The 22858-nt window shown below is 64.0% G+C and carries 26 protein-coding genes; 11 read left to right on the forward strand and 15 right to left on the reverse strand.

Going from position 1 to position 22858, the window contains the following annotated elements:
- Nucleotides 1-64: 64 nt before the first annotated feature.
- The 5 genes from G5S35_RS22920 to G5S35_RS22940 all read right to left on the reverse strand — a co-directional run bounded on the left by G5S35_RS22920 (nucleotide 65) and on the right by G5S35_RS22940 (nucleotide 4083).
- Nucleotides 65-1075 (reverse strand): 3-hydroxyacyl-CoA dehydrogenase, encoded by a 1011-nt coding sequence (locus G5S35_RS22920; RefSeq protein ID WP_183039090.1) that lies wholly within the window; start codon nucleotides 1073-1075, stop codon nucleotides 65-67.
- A gap of 2 nt (nucleotides 1076-1077) precedes the next feature.
- A complete protein-coding gene (locus tag G5S35_RS22925) occupies nucleotides 1078-1779 on the reverse strand; it encodes an SDR family oxidoreductase (protein WP_065057976.1) in 702 nt (233 codons plus the stop codon).
- A gap of 58 nt (nucleotides 1780-1837) precedes the next feature.
- Nucleotides 1838-2890 (reverse strand): cyclase family protein, encoded by a 1053-nt coding sequence (locus G5S35_RS22930; RefSeq protein ID WP_183039091.1) that lies wholly within the window; start codon nucleotides 2888-2890, stop codon nucleotides 1838-1840.
- 68 nt (nucleotides 2891-2958) lie between these two features.
- Entirely contained in the window at nucleotides 2959-3702 is a 744-nt protein-coding gene (locus tag G5S35_RS22935) for an IclR family transcriptional regulator (protein ID WP_065057973.1), read from the reverse strand.
- 156 nt (nucleotides 3703-3858) lie between these two features.
- Nucleotides 3859-4083 carry an FmdB family zinc ribbon protein gene (locus G5S35_RS22940; protein WP_074982515.1) on the reverse strand — a complete coding sequence of 75 codons (225 nt, stop codon included), beginning with the start codon at nucleotides 4081-4083 and terminating at the stop codon, nucleotides 3859-3861.
- A gap of 97 nt (nucleotides 4084-4180) precedes the next feature.
- On the opposite strand from G5S35_RS22940, the gene G5S35_RS22945 reads away from it, so the two are divergent.
- Nucleotides 4181-4852, forward strand: coding sequence for a GntR family transcriptional regulator (locus tag G5S35_RS22945; protein WP_065057974.1), 672 nt, complete (start codon nucleotides 4181-4183; stop codon nucleotides 4850-4852).
- Between the two features lie 69 nt (nucleotides 4853-4921).
- Here the strand turns inward: G5S35_RS22945 and G5S35_RS22950 are convergent, their stop codons facing one another.
- From G5S35_RS22950 to G5S35_RS22970, 6 genes are all read right to left on the reverse strand, one after another.
- On the reverse strand, nucleotides 4922-6154 hold the full coding sequence (locus tag G5S35_RS22950) for an ArgE/DapE family deacylase (RefSeq protein ID WP_110326749.1): 1233 nt from the start codon (nucleotides 6152-6154) through the stop codon (nucleotides 4922-4924).
- Nucleotides 6155-6205: 51 nt separating this feature from the next.
- A complete protein-coding gene (locus tag G5S35_RS22955; RefSeq protein WP_074982509.1) occupies nucleotides 6206-6943 on the reverse strand; it encodes an amino acid ABC transporter ATP-binding protein in 738 nt (245 codons plus the stop codon).
- Nucleotides 6921-7610 (reverse strand): amino acid ABC transporter permease, encoded by a 690-nt coding sequence (locus tag G5S35_RS22960; RefSeq protein WP_183039092.1) that lies wholly within the window; start codon nucleotides 7608-7610, stop codon nucleotides 6921-6923. The genes G5S35_RS22955 and G5S35_RS22960 overlap by 23 nt, the downstream gene beginning before the upstream one ends.
- Nucleotides 7610-7816, reverse strand: coding sequence for a hypothetical protein (locus G5S35_RS39540; protein WP_237181399.1), 207 nt, complete (start codon nucleotides 7814-7816; stop codon nucleotides 7610-7612). The genes G5S35_RS22960 and G5S35_RS39540 overlap by 1 nt, the downstream gene beginning before the upstream one ends.
- Nucleotides 7813-8277, reverse strand: a complete 465-nt coding sequence (locus G5S35_RS22965) for an amino acid ABC transporter permease (RefSeq protein WP_237181400.1) — start codon at nucleotides 8275-8277, stop codon at nucleotides 7813-7815. The genes G5S35_RS39540 and G5S35_RS22965 overlap by 4 nt, the downstream gene beginning before the upstream one ends.
- Nucleotides 8278-8361: 84 nt before the next feature.
- Nucleotides 8362-9189 (reverse strand): transporter substrate-binding domain-containing protein, encoded by an 828-nt coding sequence (locus tag G5S35_RS22970; RefSeq protein WP_065065465.1) that lies wholly within the window; start codon nucleotides 9187-9189, stop codon nucleotides 8362-8364.
- 146 nt (nucleotides 9190-9335) lie between these two features.
- Here G5S35_RS22970 and G5S35_RS22975 point away from each other — a divergent pair, with 146 nt between their 5' ends.
- The 9 genes from G5S35_RS22975 to G5S35_RS23015 all read left to right on the forward strand — a co-directional run bounded on the left by G5S35_RS22975 (nucleotide 9336) and on the right by G5S35_RS23015 (nucleotide 18560).
- The gene (locus tag G5S35_RS22975) at nucleotides 9336-9650 is read left to right on the forward strand and encodes a (2Fe-2S)-binding protein (protein WP_231957782.1); all 315 of its coding nucleotides are present in this window, start codon (nucleotides 9336-9338) and stop codon (nucleotides 9648-9650) included.
- The gene (locus G5S35_RS22980) at nucleotides 9643-11067 is read left to right on the forward strand and encodes an NAD(P)/FAD-dependent oxidoreductase (protein ID WP_124260476.1); all 1425 of its coding nucleotides are present in this window, start codon (nucleotides 9643-9645) and stop codon (nucleotides 11065-11067) included. Before G5S35_RS22975 ends, G5S35_RS22980 begins: the two co-directional genes overlap by 8 nt.
- Nucleotides 11064-12272 carry an NAD(P)/FAD-dependent oxidoreductase gene (locus G5S35_RS22985; protein WP_237181401.1) on the forward strand — a complete coding sequence of 403 codons (1209 nt, stop codon included), beginning with the start codon at nucleotides 11064-11066 and terminating at the stop codon, nucleotides 12270-12272. Before G5S35_RS22980 ends, G5S35_RS22985 begins: the two co-directional genes overlap by 4 nt.
- Entirely contained in the window at nucleotides 12269-13261 is a 993-nt protein-coding gene (locus G5S35_RS22990; protein WP_065065463.1) for a dihydrodipicolinate synthase family protein, read from the forward strand. The genes G5S35_RS22985 and G5S35_RS22990 overlap by 4 nt, the downstream gene beginning before the upstream one ends.
- The gene (gene hydA / locus G5S35_RS22995) at nucleotides 13258-14682 is read left to right on the forward strand and encodes a dihydropyrimidinase (protein WP_074982503.1); all 1425 of its coding nucleotides are present in this window, start codon (nucleotides 13258-13260) and stop codon (nucleotides 14680-14682) included. Before G5S35_RS22990 ends, hydA begins: the two co-directional genes overlap by 4 nt.
- 300 nt (nucleotides 14683-14982) lie before the next feature.
- On the forward strand, nucleotides 14983-15258 hold the full coding sequence (locus tag G5S35_RS23000; RefSeq protein WP_231957780.1) for a sulfurtransferase TusA family protein: 276 nt from the start codon (nucleotides 14983-14985) through the stop codon (nucleotides 15256-15258).
- Nucleotides 15259-15324: 66 nt separating this feature from the next.
- Nucleotides 15325-15687, forward strand: coding sequence for a DsrE family protein (locus G5S35_RS23005; RefSeq protein WP_065065460.1), 363 nt, complete (start codon nucleotides 15325-15327; stop codon nucleotides 15685-15687).
- 308 nt (nucleotides 15688-15995) lie between these two features.
- Nucleotides 15996-16895: a transglutaminase-like domain-containing protein gene (locus G5S35_RS23010; RefSeq protein WP_183039094.1), complete on the forward strand. Its 900-nt coding sequence runs from the start codon at nucleotides 15996-15998 to the stop codon at nucleotides 16893-16895.
- A 240-nt stretch (nucleotides 16896-17135) separates the two neighbouring features.
- Nucleotides 17136-18560 carry a 5-methyltetrahydropteroyltriglutamate--homocysteine methyltransferase gene (locus G5S35_RS23015; RefSeq protein WP_237181402.1) on the forward strand — a complete coding sequence of 475 codons (1425 nt, stop codon included), beginning with the start codon at nucleotides 17136-17138 and terminating at the stop codon, nucleotides 18558-18560.
- Between the two features lie 53 nt (nucleotides 18561-18613).
- Here G5S35_RS23015 and G5S35_RS23020 read toward each other — a convergent pair whose 3' ends face one another.
- Entirely contained in the window at nucleotides 18614-19540 is a 927-nt protein-coding gene (locus tag G5S35_RS23020; protein ID WP_221224276.1) for a LysR substrate-binding domain-containing protein, read from the reverse strand.
- Nucleotides 19541-19634: 94 nt separating this feature from the next.
- Between G5S35_RS23020 and G5S35_RS23025 the strand changes: the two genes are divergently transcribed.
- On the forward strand, nucleotides 19635-20270 hold the full coding sequence (locus G5S35_RS23025; RefSeq protein WP_065065457.1) for a LysE family translocator: 636 nt from the start codon (nucleotides 19635-19637) through the stop codon (nucleotides 20268-20270).
- 24 nt (nucleotides 20271-20294) lie between these two features.
- Here G5S35_RS23025 and G5S35_RS23030 read toward each other — a convergent pair whose 3' ends face one another.
- From G5S35_RS23030 to G5S35_RS23040, 3 genes are all read right to left on the reverse strand, one after another.
- Nucleotides 20295-20864 (reverse strand): GNAT family N-acetyltransferase, encoded by a 570-nt coding sequence (locus tag G5S35_RS23030; protein WP_074982498.1) that lies wholly within the window; start codon nucleotides 20862-20864, stop codon nucleotides 20295-20297.
- Nucleotides 20865-21093: 229 nt separating this feature from the next.
- Nucleotides 21094-21477 carry a nuclear transport factor 2 family protein gene (locus G5S35_RS23035; protein WP_065065456.1) on the reverse strand — a complete coding sequence of 128 codons (384 nt, stop codon included), beginning with the start codon at nucleotides 21475-21477 and terminating at the stop codon, nucleotides 21094-21096.
- 291 nt (nucleotides 21478-21768) lie between these two features.
- Nucleotides 21769-22683 carry a LysR family transcriptional regulator gene (locus tag G5S35_RS23040; RefSeq protein ID WP_221224281.1) on the reverse strand — a complete coding sequence of 305 codons (915 nt, stop codon included), beginning with the start codon at nucleotides 22681-22683 and terminating at the stop codon, nucleotides 21769-21771.
- Between the last annotated feature and the right edge of the window lie 175 nt (nucleotides 22684-22858).

A 22858-nucleotide genomic window follows, 5' to 3' on the forward strand; every position in this document is an offset into this window, starting at 1 on the left:
GTGTCTCTTTCAATTCGTAGTAGTTCTTGGGTCTCTCTCGCGGTCCATGCCGCGAGCGTGTGGTTCAATCGTCGCGGCTGTTGGGCGTGTCGGCGTCCTTGTTCGAAGCGGTTTTGCGCTGACGCGCGAGTTGCATCAGTTGACGGTCGCGCCAGGCCACGCGCGCGTCCCATTGATCGAGCGGGAGCGCAGCGCGGCGCGCGGCTTCCACCTGAGCGACCAGCTCGGGCGTCCACGGATCGTGCTGGCCGCGCTCGGCGCCCATGCGTTCGTACGACGGCCCCATCTTTTGCGCGTGCGAAGCAATGCCGCCGCGCGTATTCAAATCGACCGTTTCGAACGGACCGATCACCGACCAGCGCGGCGCGAGTCCTTCGCGCATCACGGTGTCGATGTCGTCCACGGAAGCCACGCCGTCGCGCACGAGGCAATACGCTTCGCGCAGCACCGCGCCTTGCAGGCGGTTGAAGATGAAGCCGGCGACTTCCTGCTTCACGCGCACGGGCATGAGGCCCGCTTCGCCATAGAGCGCGATCGCGCGCGTGGTGGCCGCCGCCGACGTGAAGGGCGCGGGCACGATCTCGACCACCGGCACGAGATAAGGCGGATTGCCCGGATGCGCGACGAGACAGCGCGCGTGGCCCGGCAGGCTTTCGTCGACGAATTTCGACGCCGCGAGAAACGACGAAGCGCTCGCGAGGATCGCCTGCGCGGGCGCGGCGCGATCGAGTTGTGCGAACAGGTCGCGCTTGAGTTCCGCGCGCTCGGGCGCGCATTCCTGCACGAGATCGGCGTCGGCGGCCGCGGCTTCGAGCGTATCGACGATCTCCACGTGCGCGGCGATTTGCGCGGCGCTTTCGTCGATCAGCGCGAAACGCGTGAGGTCGTCGAGACGCAGCGCGATTTCGGCGGGCGCGGCGGCGCGGCGTTGCGCGTCGGGATCGAACAGACGCACGCGCCAGCCCGCCCGCGCGAAGACGATGGCGAAGGCCACGCCGATGCTGCCCGCGCCGACGATGCCCGCGCGGCGCGAATCTTGCGGGGAAGCGATGGCGTTCGACGAAGTCGGTGACATCGTCAGACTCCCGCGACGCCGACGGTCATCCCGCCGCACACGTAGAGCACCTGGCCGGTCACGAAACCGCTGCGCGCGTCGAGCAGATACGAAACGGCGTGCGCGACGTCGTCGGGCGTGCCCACGCGCTTGACGGGCACGGCGTCGATGATCGCCTGCGTGCGCGGCGCGCCGGGCGGATTGGCGCGGTCGAAGAGTTCGGTGCGGATCGGGCCGGGACCGATGGCGTTCGCGGTCACGCCGAACGCGCCCAGTTCGAGCGCCCACACACGCGTCATGCCGATCAGCGCGGCCTTGGTCGCCGAGTACGCGGTGCGCAATTCCTTGCCGAGCGCCGCGCGCGACGACATGTTGACGATGCGCCCGAAGCCCGCCGCCTTCATGCCCGGCAGCAGCGCCTGCATGCACTGCTGCGCGCAGCGCACGTTGAGCGCCCACGCGCGTTCGAGTTCGTCGAGCGTCTGATGTTCGGCGTCGGCGGGCAGCACCACGCCCACGTTGTTGACGAGGCGCGTGATGGGGCCGCCTTGCAGCGCGCGTTCGAGCGCGGCGGCCGTCGCCTGCGTATCCGAAAGATCGGCGATGATGCCGTCGCCGATGCGATCGATCACGACCGCTTCGTAGCCGTCGGCTTCGCAGCGCGCGGCGCATGCCGCACCGATGCCGGCAGCGCCGCCGGTGATCAGAACTCGTTCTTTAGCCATGTCGGTCAATCGAAAATAGCAGGAATGCTAACTAAAAGGAATCGAATTGAAATTCGAATCACACCGTGGCGACCGGCGTGACGGGCGAACCCATCGCGCCCGGCAGACGCAGCGGCGGCGCGGTGAGCATGAAGCGCGTGCGCCCATGCTCGCGCAGCCACAACGCGAGATCGCGCAAGTACCAAAGCTCGCCGAGCGGCAAGCCGAGCTTGAACAGGCAGTGATGATGCAGCGGCATCAGCGGATGCTCGCCCGGCGTGGCCGGTGCGCGCGCGGGATAACGCTCGACCGCGTAGTTGTCGGCGGCCAGCGCGGCGATGCCCGAGTCGGTGATCCATTGCAGCAGTTTTTCGTCGCGGCCATCGAGCGCGCTGCAATGGCTCGCAAGCACGGCCTCGTCGGGCTGACGATTCATTTCGAGCACCATTTCGGCGAAGCCCGTGCGCAGCACCAGCATGTCGCCGCGTTCGACTTCGACCTTGTCCGCTTCGATCACGCGCATCAGATCGTCATAGCCGACCGTGCGGAATTCGCGCCCGAAATGCGCGGCGAAATCGATCAGAACGCCGCGGCCCTGCATGCCTTTGACCGCGAGATTCTCGATGCCGAGCACATCCGCGTGGCTGTGTTCGCCGCCGCAGGCGTGCGGCGCGAAGTTGTTTTCCGCGCGATAGTCCATTGGCCCGACGATGTGCTCGTTCGCGCGATAGCCGTTGTAATAGACGCTTTCGGCCACGCCGTCGCCATTGGCGTCGAAGCGCGCGCCCACGTGGGCGAGTGCGTCCCATTGCGTCGAATATTGCAGCGAGAGCAGCACCTGGTCGTCGCTGACGACATCGGTCGCGCCCGCTTCGTTGCGCGCGAACGGGAAATTCACGTAGGGCAGGCCGTCGCGCATCGTGGGGCGCAGCACCGGCGGATGGCGGCGCACGTTGAGCTTGCTCTCGCCCGGAAAGTCGAGCGGCAGCGAGAGCGTGAAGCTCAGGCCCGCACGCACCTCGCGCGCGCCCTTGAGCACCTGTTCCGTGCCGATGAGGTTGGGGCGTCCCAATTGATCGTCGGGACCGAAGTCGCCCCAGTTCGAGCCGTCCGGCCGATTCTTCCAACGCATGCTGTCTTCCTCCATTCCCCGCCTTCGCGCGCGGCGCACGCGGCGCACGATATGGCGCGGCGGCGCGCTCAGATCGCGAGCAGCGACGGCGGGATTTGTGCGTACACCTCGAGCAGCGCCTGCACGGCATGCTGCTCGTTCTTCAAGAGCCGCGCCTTGGGCGCGCCGATGACGAGCGCGAACGCTTCGCCATGAATCAGGAAACCGCGCGCGAGGCCGGCCACGTCTTCCACGCTTTCGCCCGTCGAGCGATGCCAGCCGTCGATCACGCCCTGGTCGACTTCGCGCTCGAACACCGCGCGGTCGATCTCGCGGCCGTCGGTCGTGAGCAGCGGCGGCGAGCAACTGTCGAGCAGCTTGCGGCGCGCGGCGGGCGCGAGCGCGCCGAGCAGCGCCTTGCCTGCGGCGCTCGCGATCGACATGAAGCCGCCGGGTTCGTCGCTGTAGCGGATCTTCTGGCGCGACTCCATCACGTCGAGATAGACGACGCGATTGCCCGCGAGCGTGGCGAGCGCGGCGGTTTCGCCGGTCGCGTCGCGCAGCGCCGAGAGCAGCGGCTGGAACATCAGCGTCAACGGGTCCTCGCTGCAGATGTCGCGCGCGACGTGCAGCAGGCGTTGCGTGGGGTAATAGCCCGCCTTCACGCCCGGCGCGTAGAGGTAGCCCTTGGCCACCATCGTCTGCAACAGGGCATGACAGCTCGAAAGCGGGATCTCGGTTCGACGCGCAATTTCGCTGTAGATCATCGGTTGCCGGACTTCGGCAAAGAGGTTGATCACGTCGAAGACGCGGACTGCAGTTTTCACATCCATGAGAGCATTATCGACATATCGATAGTGGTCTGACAATACGCTTACGGGTAAACACCTAAGACGACCGGAGCGCCAGCCGGAAGCCGATGCGTGTGGCGACCGCAGGGCAGCGCGTGCCGATCCGGTCGCTCGCGGCGAACGCGTTGGAGTCGGCGTTCAACAGCAGGAACACGCGGCTGCGTGGCGCATGCCGTAGCGCCCTTCGGGCGGGGTCTCCTGGCTGTCCTGATCCGAGGAGCGAGCCAGTCGCGGCATCGTCACCGTCACGCGTTGCGTGGCCTCGCCGCATTCCGGACACGGCGGCGCACTGTCTCGCGTGGCCACGCTGCGCGTGCATTCAAAGACACCGCAACGCTCGCATCGATAGTCGTACAGGGGCATGTCACCTTCCTCGTTCAAATTTCAGGGCGTGGAGCGTGAGCGCTCGTCCTGCGCTCTATGCCTGATCGTATACTTACCGTATACTGAGCGCATAACATTGTCATTCGATATCGTGTCCAATCCGTCCACCTCCAGTTCAGAGAAGTTAGGCGAGCTCGCCTATCAGACGCTGCGCCGCATGATTCTCGACAAGGCCCTGCGCAGCGGCGGCGCCGTCGTCGAAGGGCGGCTCGCGGAAGATCTCAAGATCTCGCGCACGCCCATGCGCGAGGCGCTTCTGCGTCTCGAAGGCGAAGGCCTGCTCGTGCGCGCAGGCGCGCGTTCCTATTCCGTGCGCTTCGTGAGCGTGCAGGAATACTTTCAGGCGATGAAAGTGCGCGAGATGCTCGAAGTCGAAGCCGTGGGTCTCGCGGTCGGCAAGATCGACAAGAAGCAGCTTCAGGCGCTCATCAAGAAAACGCGCGCCCTGAGCAGCGGCCAGCAGGAGCAGGCGCACTGGCAGGTCGACGACCAGATTCACACGCTCATGGCGCGCGCGGGCGGCAACGAAGTGCTGGCGCGCACCATCGACATCGTGCGCACGAACAGCCGCCTGTTCGAACTTGCTACGCCGTTCAACCGGATCGAAGAAGATCGCGCCGAACACGTCGCGATTCTCGAAGCCTGCCTCGCGGAGGATGCCGATCTCGCACGCAGCGCCATGCGCACGCATCTTCAGAATCTGCGCCGTTTCGTGCTCGAACGGCTTGCCGAAGGATCGGTCGGCTGAATCCGGTCGCCACGCCGCGCAGTCGCGTCACAAGAAGCGGCGCCTGCGCGCCGCTTCTTTCCCGATGGCTCAAACGCCCAGCAGATTCGTCAACGCCAGCGCCACCGTGCGCGTGGCCAGCCGCACATCCTCGACCTTGACGCGCTCATCCGCGCGATGGCCGTTCGCTTCCAGCAGCGTGCGCGGACCGGCGCCGTAGATCACCGTCGGCACGCCGGCTTCGCAATACAGCCGCGCATCGGTGTAGAGCGGCACGCCTTCCTCGGGGATGCGCGCGCCCAGCGTGACTTCCGCCGCCGCCTGCAACGCCGACGTGAGACGCTGCGCGCCGTCGATCGGACGCAGCGGCGACGTCACCAGCACTTCGCGAATCTCGACCGAGATGCCGGGCAGCGCCGCGGCCGTCTCGATCACGGCACGCAACTGCGCCAGCACGTCTTGCGCGGATTCTTCGGGCACCACGCGGCGGTCGAGCCGGAAGGTCACCTTGTCGGGCACGACGTTCGTGTTGATGCCGCCTTCGATCAGCCCGACCACGAGCGTCGGGTGCTCGATGCCGGTCGTGGCCGAGCGGATCTGGCGCAGGTCTTCGCGATGTGCGTACAGCGCGTTGAGCACGCGCACGGCGGCTTCGAGCGCGTCGTGCCCGGTGTCCGGACGGGCCGCATGCGCCGACTTGCCGCGCACGGTCACTTCGAGATGGATCGCGCCGTTGTGCGCCGTCGTGATCGCATAGGAAAACCCGGCGCAAATCGCGTAATCGGGCTTCACGATGCCTTCCTTGAGCAACCAGCCAGGACCGATCAGGCCGCCGCTTTCCTCGTCGTAGGTGAGATGCAGTTCGACCGTGCCGGCGAGCGGCGCGCGCGCGTCGATCAGCGCCTTGAGCGCGAACGCATAGGTTGCGAAGTCGGACTTCGAGACGGCCGCGCCGCGCCCGTACATCCAGCCGTCGCGAATCTCCGCGCCATAAGGATCGGCGCTCCAGCCTTCGCCGGGCGGCACCACGTCGCCGTGCGCGTTGAGCGCGATCACCGGGCCCGCGCCGAAGCGATGCCGCACGACGAGATTCGTCGCGCTGATCATGCCCGCGCGCTCGACGACCGGCGTCGGCACGCGATGGCGTTCGACGTCGAAGCCGAGTGCCTCGAGCGCCTGCGCGGTGAGTTCGGCGTGCTCGGCGCAGTAGCCGGGCGGATTGTCGGAAGGGCGGCGCACGAGGTCGGCGAGAAATGCGATCTCGTTGTCGAAGTTGTGATCGACGGCCTGGAACAATGCAGTTGTGAAGTGTGCGTCTGTCATTCGATTTGCCTTGAAAACAGGGGCGTTTGATGCAAACGCCCGAACATGCCGTTAATGGCGCAGGATCTTGCCGACGAACTCGCGCGTGCGCGTTTCTTGCGGCGCGTCGAAGATCTGCTGCGGCGTACCGGTTTCGACCACATGGCCGCCCGCCATGAACACGACCTTCGACGAAACTTCGCGCACGAAGCTCATTTCGTGCGAGACGATAAACATCGTGATGCCGTCCGAGGCCAGTTCGCGAATCGTGTCGAGCACTTCGTTCACGAGTTCGGGATCGAGCGCCGCGGTGACTTCGTCGAGAAACAAGACCTTGGGTTTGAGCGCGAGCGCGCGCGCAATGGCGACGCGCTGCTGCTGTCCGCCGGACAATTCGTCGGGATACGCTTTCAGCCGATGGCCGAGTCCCACGCGTTCGAGCAGCCGCTTCGCGTCGCGCTCGACTTCGGCGCGCGGCCAGCCCTTGATACGCGTGGGCGTGATGGTCACGTTGTCCATCACGCTCATGTTCTGGAACAGGTTGTACTGCTGGAACACGATGGCTATATCTGAACGCAGCGCGCGCACGGCAGCCTTGCTGGCGTAATCGACTTCTTTGCCGTTCAGGCGCACCGCACCCGCTTCGGGCGGCAGCAGGCCCATCAGCACGCGCAGCAGCGTGCTTTTCCCGGAACCGGACGGGCCGATCAGACTGACGATCTCGCCTTTGTCGACACGCAGGTTGATGCGCTCCAGCACCGTTTGCGTGCCATAGGACGCTTTGAGATCAACGATTTCGAGTTGCGGCAAAATTCTTCTCCAGGCGCTTACCAAGACGCGAGAGTGGATAGGACATGGCGAAATAGAGCACCAGCACCGTGCCGTACACCCACGTCGCGGAAAATCCCTTGTTGCTGAGCACTTTGCCCGCCGACGTCAGTTCCATGACGCCGATCTGCGAGGCAAGCGCGGTGTCCTTGATGAACATGACGAAGAACGCGAAGGTCGGCGGAAGGATCACGCGCCACGCTTGCGGCATGACGACGTGGCACAGCGTCTGCATGAAACTGAAGTTCAGGGTTTGCGCGGCTTCCCATTGATTGCGGTGGACCGCGTCGAGACCGCTGCGCACGATTTCCCCGAGATACGCGCTTGCGATCAGGCACACGCTGCCAAGCGCCACCGTGAATGTCGAAAAATTCGCACCGAGCGATTGCGTCGCGAAGAACACCAGCATCAGCGTGACGAGAAATGGCACGCGCCGGAACAGCATGCACCAGACGAATGCCAGCACGCGCAACGGGGCGGCCGCGCGCGAACGCGTCGCGCGCACGACGGCAATCGCGAAGCCGCCCGCGAATCCCGCGAGGCAACCGATGGCGGAGAGCGCGAGCGTGGTGCCGAATCCCTCCAGTAGCAGCAGGAGGTTGTAATGCGAAAACAGCTGCGCGATTTCCTGAATGGTCGAATCTGCCATCACCACACCTTCACTCTGGCGCGGCACACGTATCGGCCGAAGATGGCGAGCGCGAGCGTGGCCAGCAGCGTGATGACGATATAAATCCCTGCCGTCACGGTGAATGCCTCAACGGAAAGATAGGTTTCCGAACTGATGTTGTACGTGCGCCCGGTGAGTTCTTCCACGCCGAACACCGACGCCATCGAGGTGCCGAGCGTCATCATGATGAACTGGTTCGACAAGGGGGAAACATGACTTTGACCACATGAGGAAAGATCACGTGCTGAACGATTTGCAGCGAGGAAAAGCCCAGCACTTCGGCCGCCTCGATTTCCGTGCGATGCACGGAGGCAAACCCGGCACGCTGGATTTCGCAAAGATAGGCGCCCGCGTTGAACGTGGCGCCGATCAGCACCGCCGCGTACGGCGAGAGCGTGATGCCCGCTTGTGGCAGCGCGAAAAAGAGAAAGAATATCTGCACGAGTTGCGGCGTATTCGTCGCGAACGTCACGTACAGGCGCACGATGCGGCTCAGCCACGCCGGCCCGAAACGCTGAATCGACGCGCACGCGAGACCGATCAGCATGCCGAACGCGAAGGCCAGCACGGCGATCTGCAGACTGAGCCACGCGCCGCCGAGCAGATACGGCCATTGCTCGAGAACGGGCCCGAATTGAAGCGTCATGTCGTGGGCGCTCCCTGGAAGCGGAAATAAACAATCAAGGTGAAATGCTCGCAGGCTGCCTTGCAGCGCCCGCGAGCGTGTTGCTTACTGCGCGGCGGCGACGGTGGGCGGCGCGGCGGTCGGGTCGTACAGCATCGGGCTGCCGAACCAGGTTTTCCAGCTCGACGCGATGTAACCCGACTTCTGCATGGCCGCGATCTCCTTGTTCAGGCGTTCGGTCAGCGCCGTATTGCCTTTCTTCACGCCCACGCAGTCGTAATCGACTTCGATCGGCGTATCGACCACGCGCCACTTAACCGGATATTGCTTCGTATAACTGAGCATGAAATCAAGCACGTCGATCAGCGCGTCGGAACGGCCTTGCGCGATCGAACGCACGGCATCCGGGTAGTTGTCGAGCAGCAGCAGTTGCGCCTTCGGCAGCTTGTCCTGAATGAGCTTCACCGGCGTCGTGCCGCGCACCTGCACGAGCCGCACCGACGGGTCGTTGAGTTGCGTCCAGTCCTTGTACGGCTTGCCCGCCGTCGTCAGCACGCCGAGCACTTCGGTGTTCACCGGGTCGGTGAAATCGATCACCTTCATGCGGTCGGCGTTGCGCGTCATGCCGCCCATCACCGCGTCGATCTTGTCGGTCATCAGAAACGGCACGCGGTCGTTCGAGCCGACCGGCACGATTTCCAGCTTCACGCCAAGGCCGTCGGCGATCTTGCGCGCCACGCTGACGTCGAAGCCGTCGATGTTGTTCTTGGCGTCATAGGTGCCGAGCGGCGGCAGGTTCGGATTGATCCCGAAGACGATTTTTTTCGAGGCGAGAATTTCGTCGAGCGTGCGCGCGTGAGCGCCGGTAGAACCGAACAACGCGGCTGCCGCGACCGTCGCGGCGAGCATGCGTCCCAACATCGAAGGTTTCATCTGCTGACTCCGTGAGAAGCGTGAGGGTGGATCGAGGTGACGAACCGTCTGCGCGTGCGCCTTATTTTTGGCGATTTGTCGTATACGGTTCGTATACGATAGGATCAAAACATCGCCTAAATTCCTTGTCAAGCGAGGTGAAAAAGATGGCTTCGGACGATGGGATGCATGTGCACGGTCTGCGCGCCGCGCCGTGCGTCGAGCTGATTTACGACGGCCGGCCCGTGTCCGCGCGCGACGGCGAGAGCGTCGCGGCGGCGCTGTTCGCGGCGGGTATCCGGCGCCTGCGCACGAGTCCCCGGGCGCACGGCGCGCGCGGCATGTTTTGTCTGATGGGTTCGTGTCAGGAGTGTCTCGTGATGGTGGACGGCCGGCGCGCGTTGGCGTGTCAAACACCCGTGCGTGCGCAGATGCGCGTGGAAACCGTGGATCTGGACAAGGGCCCGGCGCGTCATGAATGAGTTCGACCTGATCGTGATCGGCGCCGGGCCGGCCGGCGTGCAAGCGGCGCTCGCCGCATCGTCGAGCGGCCTTGCTGTCGCTTTGTTCGATGAAAACGCACAGGCGGGCGGCCAGGTGTATCGCGCGCCGCATGGGGGCATCCCGGCGCATGGCGAGGCCGACCGCCAGGCCGGCGACGCGCTGCGGCACGCGTTGGCCGCGAGCCCCGTGTGTGTCTTCGCGGCGCATTCGGTCTGGGCCGTGACGGGCGACTATCGCGTCGATGCGGTCGGGCCGGACGGGCCGTTGCATTGCACCGCGCGGGCGCTGATCGTCGCAACGGGCACGACCGAGCGCGTCGTGCCGTTCGACGGCTGGACGACGCCGGGCGTCATCGGCCTCGCGGCGGCGACCATTCTCTTGAAGGCGCAGGGCGTGCTGCCAGGGCGCACGACGCTGGTGGCGGGCTGCGGTCCGTTGCTCGCGGCGGTTGCGGGCAAGACGATCGCGGGCGGCGGCGAAGTCGTGGCCATCGCCGATCTCGCGAGCAGCGCGGACTGGCTGCGCACGCTGCCCGCGCTCGTCACGCGTCCCGACTTGCTCGCGCAAGGTATTGCGTGGTGGCGCGCGATTCGCCGCGCGGGCACGCCGCGTTATGCGCGTCACACGCTCGAGCGCGTCGAACCCGTGGGCGAGCGCCTGCGCGCGACGCTCGCGCCTTGCGATGCGAGCGGGCGTCCGGTCGCCGGCGCGCGGCGCACCGTCGACGTGGACTGTGTCGCGGTGGGGCACGGCCTCGTGCCGTCGACGGAGATCACGCGGCTGCTGCGCGCGCGCCATCGATACGAACGCGCGGCGGGCGGCTGGATCGCCGATATCGACCGCGATGGCCGCACCTCGCGCGAACGCCTCTACGTCTGCGGCGACGGCGCGGGCATCGCGGGCGCGGCGGCCGCCGCCGCGCACGGCACGCTGGCCGGACTCGCGTGCGCGCGCGATCTCGGCGCGAACCCGTCCGGCGTCTCCGATGCCGCGCTGGCGTCGGCGCGCGCCGCGCACGAACGCGACGCGCGTTTTGGTCGTGCGATGGCGCGTCTGATGGCGCTGCGCGAGGGACATGTGCAAGGCATCGGCCCCGACACGACCGTATGCCGATGCGAGGACGTCACGCGCGCGGACATCGAAGCCGCCTGCGAAGCCGGCGCGCAGGACGCCAATCAACTGAAGGCATGGACGCGCTGCGGCATGGGGCCGTGTCAGGGTCGCAGTTGCGGCGACGTCGCCGCTGAATTGCTGACGCATTGCGTGCCTGGAAAAACGCGCGAAGACGTGGGCGCATGGTCGGCACGCACGCCGTTGCGTCCGGTCTCCGTCGCCGCGCTCACGGGCACCTACACCTACGACGACATTCCCATTCCGAAGGCGGCGCCGCTGTGAATACCGCAATCAATTCGAACGCAGCGACCGACGCGCAAGCAGCGCGCGACTTCGACGCCGTCGTGGTCGGCGGCGGCGTGATGGGCTGCACCACCGCGTTGTTTCTCGCGCGCGGCGGCATGCGCGTGGCGCTCGTCGAACGCGATGCGCTGTGCCGCGCGGCGTCCGGCGTGAACGCGGGCACGCTCACGCTGCATATGACGCGCGCCGCACTCGTGCCTTACGCCATGCGCGCATGGCCCATGTGGATGAACGCCGAAAGCTGGCTCGGCGCGGGCGTGGCCGCGACCGCGGCGCCAGGCCTCTCGCTGGCCTTCACGCCCGCCGAGCAGGAACTGTTGCGCGCGCGGGCCGCCGCGCGGCGCGAATACGGCGCGCAGATCGGCTTGCTCGATCCTGCCGCCGCGCTCGCTGTCGAGCCGGGCCTCAATCCCGCCATGCTCGAAGCCGCGCACTGCGAAATGGACGGTTTCGCGAGCGCGTATCTGACCGGCCGCGCCTATCGCGCGGCGTTGCGCGCGGCGAATGTCGAGATCGTCGAATACGCGGCGGTCAGCCGCATCGAGCGCGAGCGGGGCGCGTATCGCGTGCACGCCGAGCGCCGCGATGGCACGCCTGAGCGTCTCGACGGCGCGCGTCTCGTCCTCGCCGGCGGCGTGTGGCTCGAACCGATGCTCGCGATGCTGGACGTGCACGTGCCGGTGAAAACGCTCGTCAACCAGTTGATCGTCACCGAACGCCTGCCGCCCGTGATGCGGACCGTGTTGAGCATCGCCAACGGCCTGCTGTCGATGAAGCAGTTCGACAACGGCACGGTGCTGATCGGCGGCGGCTGGCAAGGCGTGGGCGACCGCGTGAACGGCCCCGTCGAAACCATTCCGCAGAATCTGCAAGGCAATCTTCGCCTCGCGCAGCACGTGATCCCCGCGCTCGCCGACGCACGCGTGGCGCGCATCTGGCTCGGCCTCGAATCGGAAACCGCCGACGCCATGCCGATGCTCGGGCCGATTCCGGGCCACGACGCCGCCTGGGTGATCGGCTGCGTGCATTCCGGCTACACGAGCGGTCCGTTCATGGGGAAGCTGCTCGCGCAGGCGATGCTCGGCAGCGAGCCCGATTTACCGCTTTTCGATCCCGCGCGGCTCGTCGTCGCGCCGGGTGCCCAGTCCACGCATTCCAGCGCTCACCGAGAACCGAAGCCATGATTCCCGCACGAGAATTTCCCTTTCATGGCGTCTACGCCGCTACGCTGTGCCCGCTCGACGCCGAGGGCCGCCACCTCGACGAAGCGGCGCTGCGCCGTCATCTCGCGCAGGTCGCGTCGGTCGATGGAATTGTCGGACTCCTGATCAATGGCCATGCCGGAGAAAACTTCGCGCTTTCGCGCGAGGAAAAGCGTCGTGTGGTGGAGATCGCACGCGAGGTGTGCGGCGCGCAGTCGATCATCGTCGCCGGTATCAATTCGGAGGACAGTTATCAGGCGCAGGCGCATGCCGACGACGCAAAAGCGGCGGGCGCCGACGCGCTGCTGCTGTTTCCGCCGTATTCGTGGACGCTCTCCACCGATCTCGCGACGGTCGTCACGCACCATCGCATCACGAACGCGAACGCCCAGTTGCCGCTGATGCTCTATCAGGCCGGGGTGGGTACGGGGGCGATGGCGTACACGCCGGAGATGCTGGCGGCGCTGGTCGCGTTGCCGAACGTCGTCGCGATCAAGGAGGGCAGTTGGGAGACCGCGCGTTATGAGGCGAATCGGCGGCTGGTGCAGGCGCTCGCGCCGCACGTCGCGGTGATGGCGTCGGGCGACGAGCATCTGATGACCTGTTTCGCCGTGGGCACCGAGGGCTCGCTCGTGAGTCTCGCGGCCGTGGTGCCGGAGTTGATCGTCGAACTTTATCGCGCGATGCAGAGCAACGATCTCGTGACCGCTCGCAAGGTGCACGAGCGCGTGTATCCGCTCGCGAAAGCGATTTACGGCACCGCGCCGGGCTTTCTCGCGAATGCGCGCCTGAAGGCGTGTCTGCATCTGCTCGGCCACCTGCCGGGGGCGGCGATGCGGCCGCCCGTTGCGCCGCTCGACGCGCAGGAGATGCACGCGCTCGAAGCCGCGCTCGCGCACGCGCTGCACAAGGATTCAGCCCATTCAGCCGATCTCACCGATTCCGCAGTTTCCCACCGGAGCCATTCATGACCCAAGCGAAGCGAACCCTTATCCGCGGCGGCCGCATCGTCACCGCTGTCGACGATTATCACGGCGATATCCTGATCGAAGGCGAACGCATCGTGTGTATCGGCGCGCGGCTCGAAGCCGGGCCGGACACGCGCGTGATCGATGCGACGGGCCGGCTCGTGCTGCCTGGCGGCGTGGACGCGCACACGCATATGGAAAACACCTTCGGCCCCTCGGTCACCTGCGATACGTTCGACACGGGCACGCGCTCGGCGGCGTTCGGCGGCACGACCACCATTATCGATTTCGCGTTGCAGGAAACCGGTACGAGCCCGCTCGACGCGATCGCGCGCGCCCAGGCCAAGGCCGGGTCGGTCTCGCATATCGACTACGGTTTTCATGTGATCGTGACGCAAGTCGACGAATCGGTGCTCGGCGACATGCGCTATGCGATCCGTCACGAAGGCGTGTCGAGCTTCAAGATGTTCATGGCGTATCCGGGTACGGTCATGTCCGATGATGCCGCGATCTTTCGCGCGATGCGCATGGTCGGCCAGCACGGCGGCATGATCGCGCTGCACGCGGAAAACGGCACGGTCATCGACCTGCTGATTCGCGAGGCGCTCGAACAAGGCCACACGTCGCCGCGTTATCACGCGCTCACGCGCCCCGCGCTGATGGAAGGCGAGGCCACGCATCGCGGCATCAAGCTCGCGGAACTTGCGGAGGCTCCGGTGTATTTCGTGCATCTGTCCGCGAAGGAAGCGCTCAAGCACGTGATCGAGGCGCGCGATCTGGGGATTCCCGTGTTCGCGGAAACCTGCCCGCATTATCTTTTCTTCGACGATTCCGCCTACGCCGACGACAGCTTCGATGTTGCGCGTTACGTGATGAGCCCGCCGCTGCGCTCGATGGAGTCGCAGAACGCACTGTGGACCGCGCTCAAGACCGATGACCTGCAACTCATTTCGACCGACCATTGTCCATATTGCTTGAAGGAGGGCCATCTCGGGCGCGTGAATCAGAAGCCGCTCGGCGAGAACGACTTTTCGCGCATTCCCAATGGCGTGCCGGGCGTGGAGACGCGCATGACCGTGGTCTACGACGGCGGCGTGGGCACGGGCCGCATTTCGCTGAACCGCTTCGTGGAATTGACGTCGACTGCGCCGGCGAAGTTGTTCGGACTGTTTCCGCGCAAAGGGACGATTGCGGTGGGCAGCGACGCCGATATCGTGCTGTTCGACCCCGACGCCACGCAGACGATCAGCGCTGAAACGCAGCATGGCGCGTGTGATTTCACGCTATTCGAAGGGCGCAACGTGACGGGGCAGGTCAAGACCGTGCTGCTGCGTGGCGAATGCCTGATTGAAGATGGCGAGTGGGTGGGCCCGAGCGGCCAAGGCCAGTTTGTCGCGCGCGGAGAACTGGGCGTGCATTGGTAGGGCGTCGGGAGCCTGGCGTGCGTTTGCATCGTCGATAGCCGGTCTCGCGCCGTTCAACGCGCGGCCAATGCGGAGATCGGTTCGCGCACGATTCAAGCAAAAGAGGACACGCATTGCGGACGTCGCGTCATTTGGCGCGGCTCGCATTAAGGTCTGTGCGCTTCGGGAGCCGATATCCGGCGGAAACCGCGCCCCTGTGCCAATCCCCGCCTGTTGCCTTTCATTTCCATTGGATCGGACGCTTGAGCGCGCGAGCGGCGCGATGTGCCGTATTATGTCGCTGGGAAACGCTCTCAGCCTTTGCCGCTCACCGCCATGACAGAAACCGTGCAGCTACCGACCGGAAATTCCAGCGCGCCATTCGACGTGGAATGGGATGCGGGCGATCTGGGTTGCGGCGAACTGCTGCTCAAGCTCCGTGTGAGACTGAGGACCATGCCGGGCAAAATCATCAGACTGATCGCACGGGATCGCGGCGCGATCGAGGATATCCCTTCATACTGCCGGATTACCGGGCATCAACTGCTGCGTGCAGAACCAGAGAAAGGAATTTTTTTCATCAAAGCGAAGGGTTAATACTGGCTGTCATCGAAAAGCATTAGCCTTCGTTTATCCACAGTGCAAGAAAACCGGGAGAGTAACGTGTCTGGAAAATTCGTGGTCAGTCTGACTCGAGCCAAAGACGACACCGACAGGGCGACGGTTGCCTTTGTCGTGGCGAACGCGGCCGTTGCCAGCGAGAAAGACGTTGTCGTTTTTCTGAATATCGAAGGCACGCGTCTCTCGCAGTCCGGTTATGCGGACGATATTCACGAGTCCGGCTTTGCGCCGCTCAAGGAATTGATCACGAGCTTCGTCGAAGCCGGCGGCAAGATTTACGTCTGTTCGCCGTGCTTCAAGAAACGCTCGCTCGATGAAGACAAGCTGATTCCTGGCGCGAAGATCGTGGGTGGCGCCATGCTTGTCGAATTCATGAGTGAAGGTTGCCCCAGTCTCAGCTACTGAGGGCGCCCATGACATCTCTCCACACGCTCGCCGGCGTCGCCGGCGCCGGATCGTCACGCCTGTTCGCTTCACGGTCCGAAGCGCATTCAGAAGCGAAACGCCCCCGCTCACGCCGAACCTGGTGGCAGGTCTGCACATCGCTGGCGCTCCTTGCGTCGATTGCGCCACTCGCTGCGCGTGCGGCGGATTCCGCACCCGCCCAGCAGGCTTCGTTTCGCACGGAGAACCAGCTGGTCGTCAAGGTGCCGGCCGGTGCGAAGCAGGTCCGCATCTGGTTTCCCGTTCCTCAGCAGACGCCATGGAACGAGGTGAAGTCATTTAGCGTCGACTCGGCTTACCCCGTTGAGTATCACCGGGATTCGTGGGGCAATCGGGTTGGCTATATCGACGTCGAGCAGCCGAATGCGGCGACGATCGACATCACGGAGCATTTCGACCAGACGCTCACCGAGCGCAAGACGCGTCTCGATCCGTCGAAGACGCGTCCACTCACCGATGCGGAACGCACGGCGCTACAGCGTTATTTGTTGCCGACGAGTTATGTCATCGTCAACGACCAGATCAAGGGCCTCGCGAAACAGATTGTCGGCGACGAGCAGAATCCGATACTCGCTGCTCGCAAGCTCTACGACTGGACGCTCGATCACGTGACCTACTGGGTGGAGTATCCGGACCGTATGAAGCCCTCGGATTTCGGCAGCACGGACTTTTGCCTGCAGACGAAGAGCGGAAATTGCACGGACTTCCACTCGCTGTTTTCGTCGCTCGCGATGGCGGACGGCATTCCGACGCGGATGGTGTATGGCTCGCTGCTCAAGCCGACGCTCGACGGCGTGAAAGTCGATGCGAGCTATCACTGCTGGATCGAGTTTTACGCGCCGAATTACGGCTGGATTCCGCTCGACGTGTCGCTCGCGAATGTCTATGGCAAGGAATTTCCGCTCACGGACCAGAACCGAACGCTGGTCGAGCGGACCACGGCGACCGGCTATCACGGACTCGACAAAGGCAAGATCGACTACTACTTCGGCAATCTCGACGATCGCCGCTTTTCGTGGTCGACCGGTCGCGACCTGATGATGCAGCCGCCGCAACAGGACGGCCCGGTCAATTCGCTGGCGACGCTTTACGTCGAAGTGGACGGCAAGCGTTACACCGGTTGGACGCGCAAACTGACTTACACGCAGACGTCCGGCAAGAGCGAGTGACGCTGGCCGGTGCGCATGCGCACCGCGCGAGTACCTGTCGATAACGGTGGGACACGCTCGCCTGCGCCGAAGTCGGTGCAGGCGAGCGACTTCGAAGGATAGCGGGGCATCGGCATGATGGAATCGTCTTCACAACACGCGTATGAACCGGCCGTCAGCTTCGACGGCGGCGATCTCGATTGCGGAAACGGCCTGCTGCTGCTGATTCGCAAACATATCGACCCGCTCGAACGCGGCCAGTTGCTGGAGATCCAGTCGACGGAAACCTCGGTCGAATCGGACCTGCCCGCATGGTGCCGTATGACGGGCAACGAGCTTGTGTCGTGGACGAAAGACGGCAAGCGCCGCAGCTTTCTGGTGAGCAAGGGCGCGTTCGCGAGCGGTGCGATGCGAGCAGGGCCGATCGACGAGGCGCTTGAGCGCGAAGCGCGTCAGCGTGCGTCGATCCAGATCATGCCCGTCGCGATTCCGGCTTCCTTGCCCGCGCCGTCGCCTGCGCCGTCGATCCGTCCTTTGTCGGTCATGGGGATCGGGAGCTGGCCGCGACCGAGATGGATGCTTCAGGCGCTGCACGATCATATCGAGGGCCGGCTCGACGACGCGGCTTTTCAGGCCAGCGCAGACGACGCCGTGCAACTCGCGATCGCGGCGCAGTTGCGTGCGGGCGTCGATGTGGTCACCGACGGCGAGCAGCGGCGCGATAGCTACGCGAGCTTTGTCGGCGGCCTGCTCGACAACTGCCAGTTGATTCCGCTGACCGATCTGTTGCCCTATGTGGATGATCCGCAGGCGTTCGAGCAGGAATTGAGAGCGCTCGATGTACCGGCGGCCGACGTGCGGCATCCGGCCGTGTTCGGGCCGCTCGGGCGCAGCCAGCCACTCGCGGTGCACGAGATGAACTACATGCGCAGCTTGACCGCGCTGCCGGTGAAAGTCGCGCTGCCCGGTCCCTATCTGCTGACGCGGACGATGTGGATGGAGTGCGTTTCCGACCGCGCCTATTCGAGCCGCGAAGCGCTCGCCGCCGATGTCGTGCGGATACTGCGGGAAGAACTGGCGGCGCTGCTCGCGCAGGGTGCCGCGCTGGTGCAGTTCGACGAGCCGGTATTGTCGGAGGTGGTGTTTTCCGGAACGACGAGTCAGCGCAGTTTCATGTGCGGTGCGCTATCGGAAAAGAGCGATCCGCAATCCGAGCTGGCGTTTGCGCGAAGCCTGCTGAATGCCGTGGTCGATGGCTTCCCGATCGATCGCGTTGCCGTCCACATGTGCCGGGGGAACTGGACGGCCGACGAAAGCAAGGCCATGACGGGGGATTATCGTCCGCTTGTCGATACGCTGGCGGCGTTGAATGTCGGCACGCTTTTCCTCGAACTCTGCACGCCGCGCGCCGGAGAGATGGCGCTTCTCAAAGGCTTGCCCGACTGGCAGCGTATCGGCGTGGGACTCTGCAATCAGAAGCACGCGCACGTCGAACCGCTCGACGAGGTGTTGCGCAGGGCGGAGCGGGCGATCGGCCTGTTCGGCAAAGAGCGCGTGCTATTCAATCCGGACTGCGGTTTTGCGACATTCGCCGACGCGCCCGTGAGCGGCGCCCAGATTGCAGAAGCCAAACTGCGGACGCTGGCAGAGGCTGCCGCAATTCTGCGGGAACGGCATGGTGTTTGATGTCGTGAATTTGCCGCTTTCTGATATGTGGCGTGCGCGCTAAATCGACGCCACTAGCTCCTCGCTAAACGCTTGCGTTGAATCGGCGGGTCGTTTTCATCGATGCTGTCTTTCAATCGCTGGATAAGCTCGAGTATCTCCGGCCTTCGCTCCTGCTTGCTTGTGACGATGTAATTGGCGAGCGGATTCGCGACAGTACGCCTGTCCAATCGAACGAGTTGGCTTCCGTGCAGCCGGGTTGCCGCAATGGGCAGGCGGGCCAAGGCGATCCCCAAACCTGCCTCCGCTGCAGAAAGGACGAGTGTGTAATCCTCGAATCGCCGGTCGTGTTGCCGACGCTTGAGCGAGACGTTATGGCCGTCGAACCACGCACGCCATCCCGTCAAATCCGAATCGTGAAGCAGTGGGTGAGCCAGTAATCCATTGGGATCGTTTGCCTTTATTTTCGCGGCGATATCAGGATGTGCTACCGGAGTGAGCGTTTCTGGCAACAGCAATTCAGCATGGAGCCCAGGCCAGTTTCCGCGACCATAGCGAATGGCCAGATCGGCCTCGCCGCCCGCAATATCAACGTGACGTGACCCGACGTCGAGCTGTATTTTGAGTGGATTCGCGCCAGCTTCGAGTTTAGCGAGTCGATCGAAGAGCCAAAGCTGGGCGAACGAGGATACAACGCTCACTCGCACCAGTCTTGCAACGGCGCGTGTACGCCATTGGTCGGCCGCGACATCGATGATATCGAAAGCCTGGAGCACCTGTCCGACAAAGCGTTGCCCATCTGGTGTGAGCTCGATCCCGCGCCCGTGGCGCTCGAAAAGCCGCACGCCGAGCCAATTTTCGACAGCGGCTACGCGCCGGCTGATGGCCCCATGCGTGACGCCGCTGGCGGTCGCCGCCGCACTGAAAGATCCCGCCTGAGCAACCAGGCAGACAGTCTCGAGATTGGCAAGCGGCGGACGAGCTTTGGGGATGTGTTTCAAATTCACACCTCGTTGTCGAACTGTGCGCTAGCTTATCAGAGCCGTCAGCCCACACAATATGGCCTTCGATCCTTTTCCAGTGTGTGGAGGCTCCATGAATGTCTCGTCGGCTCTCATCGCCATACTCACGGCACTTCTGCTCGGCGCGATAAGTCCGGGACCGAGCTTTATTCTCGTTGTCAGAAGTTCGCTGGGATTGTCGCGGCGTGACGGGCTTGCCACCGCCATCGGGATGGGCGTTGGGGGAGTCTGCTTCAGCGGCATCGCGCTGGCGGGCCTCTATACGCTGTTGAACAGCGTGGAATGGCTATATGGCGGACTCAAGATGGCCGGAGGCGCGTACCTGATTTACCTCGCCCTGAAAATCTGGCGAGGTTCATCGGAGTCAATTGTGATTGACCGTATTCGCACCGAGGCGGCGCAAAGTCTGGGGCGATCATTCTGGACGGGATTGACCACACAGCTGACCAATCCAAAGACCGCCATTGTCTACGGAAGTATTTTCGCGGCCTTATTGCCGCAGCATCCGCCGTTGTGGTGCTACGTTGCGCTGCCGCCGCTCGTCTTTGCCGTAGAGGCCGGATGGTACGCCACGGTGGCCGTGTGTTTTTCCGGCCACGTTCTTCGAGACCGCTACCTGAAATCCAGGGTTTGGATCGACCGTTGCGCATCGGCTGCAATCGCTGCGCTTGGACTGCGGTTGATGTTCAGTGTCTATAAACGCGCCTGACTATTGGACTATTGGACTATTGGACTATTGGCGAATTTTTGAATAGACCCGCGTATTGCGCAGCGTCCCGTCGGGCTCGATTCGCGAATGACGTAATATGCCTTCGAGCGCCATGCCGATTCGTTCACACAATCGCCATGCATTCGGGTTCAGGTCGTCGGTGAAAACTTCCACGCGATGGGCCGAGAGCGCGGTGAAGGCCAGATCGACGATGGCGCTAACGGCTTCGCTCACCAAGCCTTGTTTGGTCCAGGCGGTTCGGCCCCACCAGCCGGCCTCAAACGTGCCGGCTTTCCAGCGCGGGTTATGAAGCCCGCCACACCCGACCAATTCACCGGAATCACGCAGCAAAAAGAGAAAAGGAAAATCGCGACGCGCGATGAAGTTCGACGCCCCAGTCCGGCAGAAGATTTCCGAGGCTTCAACGGAAGGCTCCTCCATTGCCCAGGGCAACGACGCTGGAAATGCGCGTAACGCTTCCAGTGATTCAACCGTCGCTTCGAAGACTTGCTGACCATCACCCGGCCGAGGCGCGCGAATGATTAGTCGCTCGGTGTAAATCGTATCGGGTAGATCAATCAGGACAGGCTGCATGGAGACGGCTCCAGGTAGAAACAGAAGCGATGGCTGTTCGGTGCTCGATGGCTGTTCGGTGCTGATTGTCGGCGATCGAAACGGCGATGTCGACCGGTTGAATCGGCCGCACCGTTTAATCATTCATCGTGAGCGTGATCTGGACGATGGACCGCCTCCAGCCGCTGACGATTGAACGAAACGCGTGAACGCTTTCAGTCACCAATCCAGCGCCTGCGCAGCGCGCATGTCACGACATTTTCTGCACCCATTGACTGCGCCAGGCCGGGGCGTCGAAAGGCTCGGAAAAATACTGGGTTTCGTGGACGACCTTGCCGTTTCGGAACGCCATGATGCTGACTGTCAAAGCGTCGCGGTCGTTGTACGTAATCGTGTATTCGGTAATCCACAGGTCGCCGTTGCCTTGCATACGTCTCACATCGAAGCCCGATGGCCGGGCGGGATGCGCGCCGCGTAGCGCCTGCAGATTCGCGCGCCCGAGAATGCGTTCGCCGGATTGCGGGTAGTCGCAGATTGCATCCTCGGCGTAGATCTGATGTTCCGTTTCCAGGTCGCCGGCCGCCGACGCTTGCCAGTGCGCGGTCAGGGCGTCGAGTATCGCTTGATCGTTCATGGTCTGTCTCCGAAGTGTCTGGACGTTTTGATGCAAGGGTATTTCGTTGGAAATTATGGAGAACCGGCCTCTCGTTGGAGGCGCTGTGTTGATACGTTGATGAGAATTATTCGCCACATTAAGCGGCGACGCCGACGAAATGAAAGCATGATGAAAGATTCGGTGAAAACATTCGTGCTTTCATTGTGAGTACATTTCGCTCGCCCGCAATGCAGGCGACGCCCGAAAACAAACAGGGCACGGTTCACACCGCGCCCTGTCCGCATCCAGCGAGCGAATTCAACACGCGATTCAGCGCCGCGCCCGCTCCACTTCGAGATAACGCTCGTGCAGCGCCTGCCCGAACACGGTATCGACCTCGCGCGGCACGCCCACGCGCGTGAACAGCGCGATCGGCGGCAGCGTCCAGTCGAAGGTGTAGGGCACGATCGCCACGCCCGCGATATGCACGAGTTCCTCGGCGATATCCGCGGGGACGATCGACACGGCGTCGTCGTTGGCCACGATCATTTCGCCGATCAGGCGCGACGTATAGCTTTCGACGATCGGCACCGGCGGCGAGACGCCCGCGTGCAGGAACAGGTCGTCGATCTGCTCGCGGATGGGCGTATTGGGCGCGCCCAGAATCCAGTCGAGCTCCGCGAGCTTCTGCCAGTTCGCCTTGCTGCGGCCGAGCCGCGCGGCCAGGCGGCGGCTCGCGATCAGACGCGGCGTCTGCTGATGCAGCACCTCGAAGCGCAATTGCGCGACGTCGACGGTCGCCGACGCGCGGCCAATCACGATATCGAGCGTGTGATCGCGCAGTTGCGGCAGCAGCGCATCGCTGGTGCCTTCGTGGATCGTCATGGTCACGCGCTGCGGCAGGCGCGACTGCGCGAGCCGGATCGCCGAGGCGAGCGTGCGCCCCGAAATGAACGGAATCACGCCCACGTGCAGGCGCGCGGCGTGGCCCGAATGCACGGCCTCGATGTCGCGCGCGAGGTGGTCGAGATCGTGCAGCATGGCCTGGGCGCGCGCCAGCACGACGTTGCCGAGCGGCGTGGGCGTCATGCCGCGCGGCGAGCGGTCGAACAGCGGCGCGCCGAACATGCTCTCCATTTCGGCCAGCGCATTGGTGACGGCGGGCTGGCTCGTGGCCATGTGCTCGGCCACGCGGGTCAGCGACCCGTGCTGGCGGATCTGCAGCAGCAGCACGAGGTGACGCATTTTCAGGCGCGTATTGAGGCGCCGGGTAACTTCTTCGATGCTGAAAGACACGTTCCGCTTGTCCACGGGGCTACCGGAGGGGTATCCGGGGAGGTATCAGGAAAAAATAATGGCCCCATACTAAATCAAAATGGGGAGCTGATGCCGGCTCACTAGAATCGCCTCATTCGAACAT

It is taken from the genome of Paraburkholderia tropica, assembly GCF_014171495.1.
GTDB classification, from domain to species: domain Bacteria; phylum Pseudomonadota; class Gammaproteobacteria; order Burkholderiales; family Burkholderiaceae; genus Paraburkholderia; species Paraburkholderia tropica.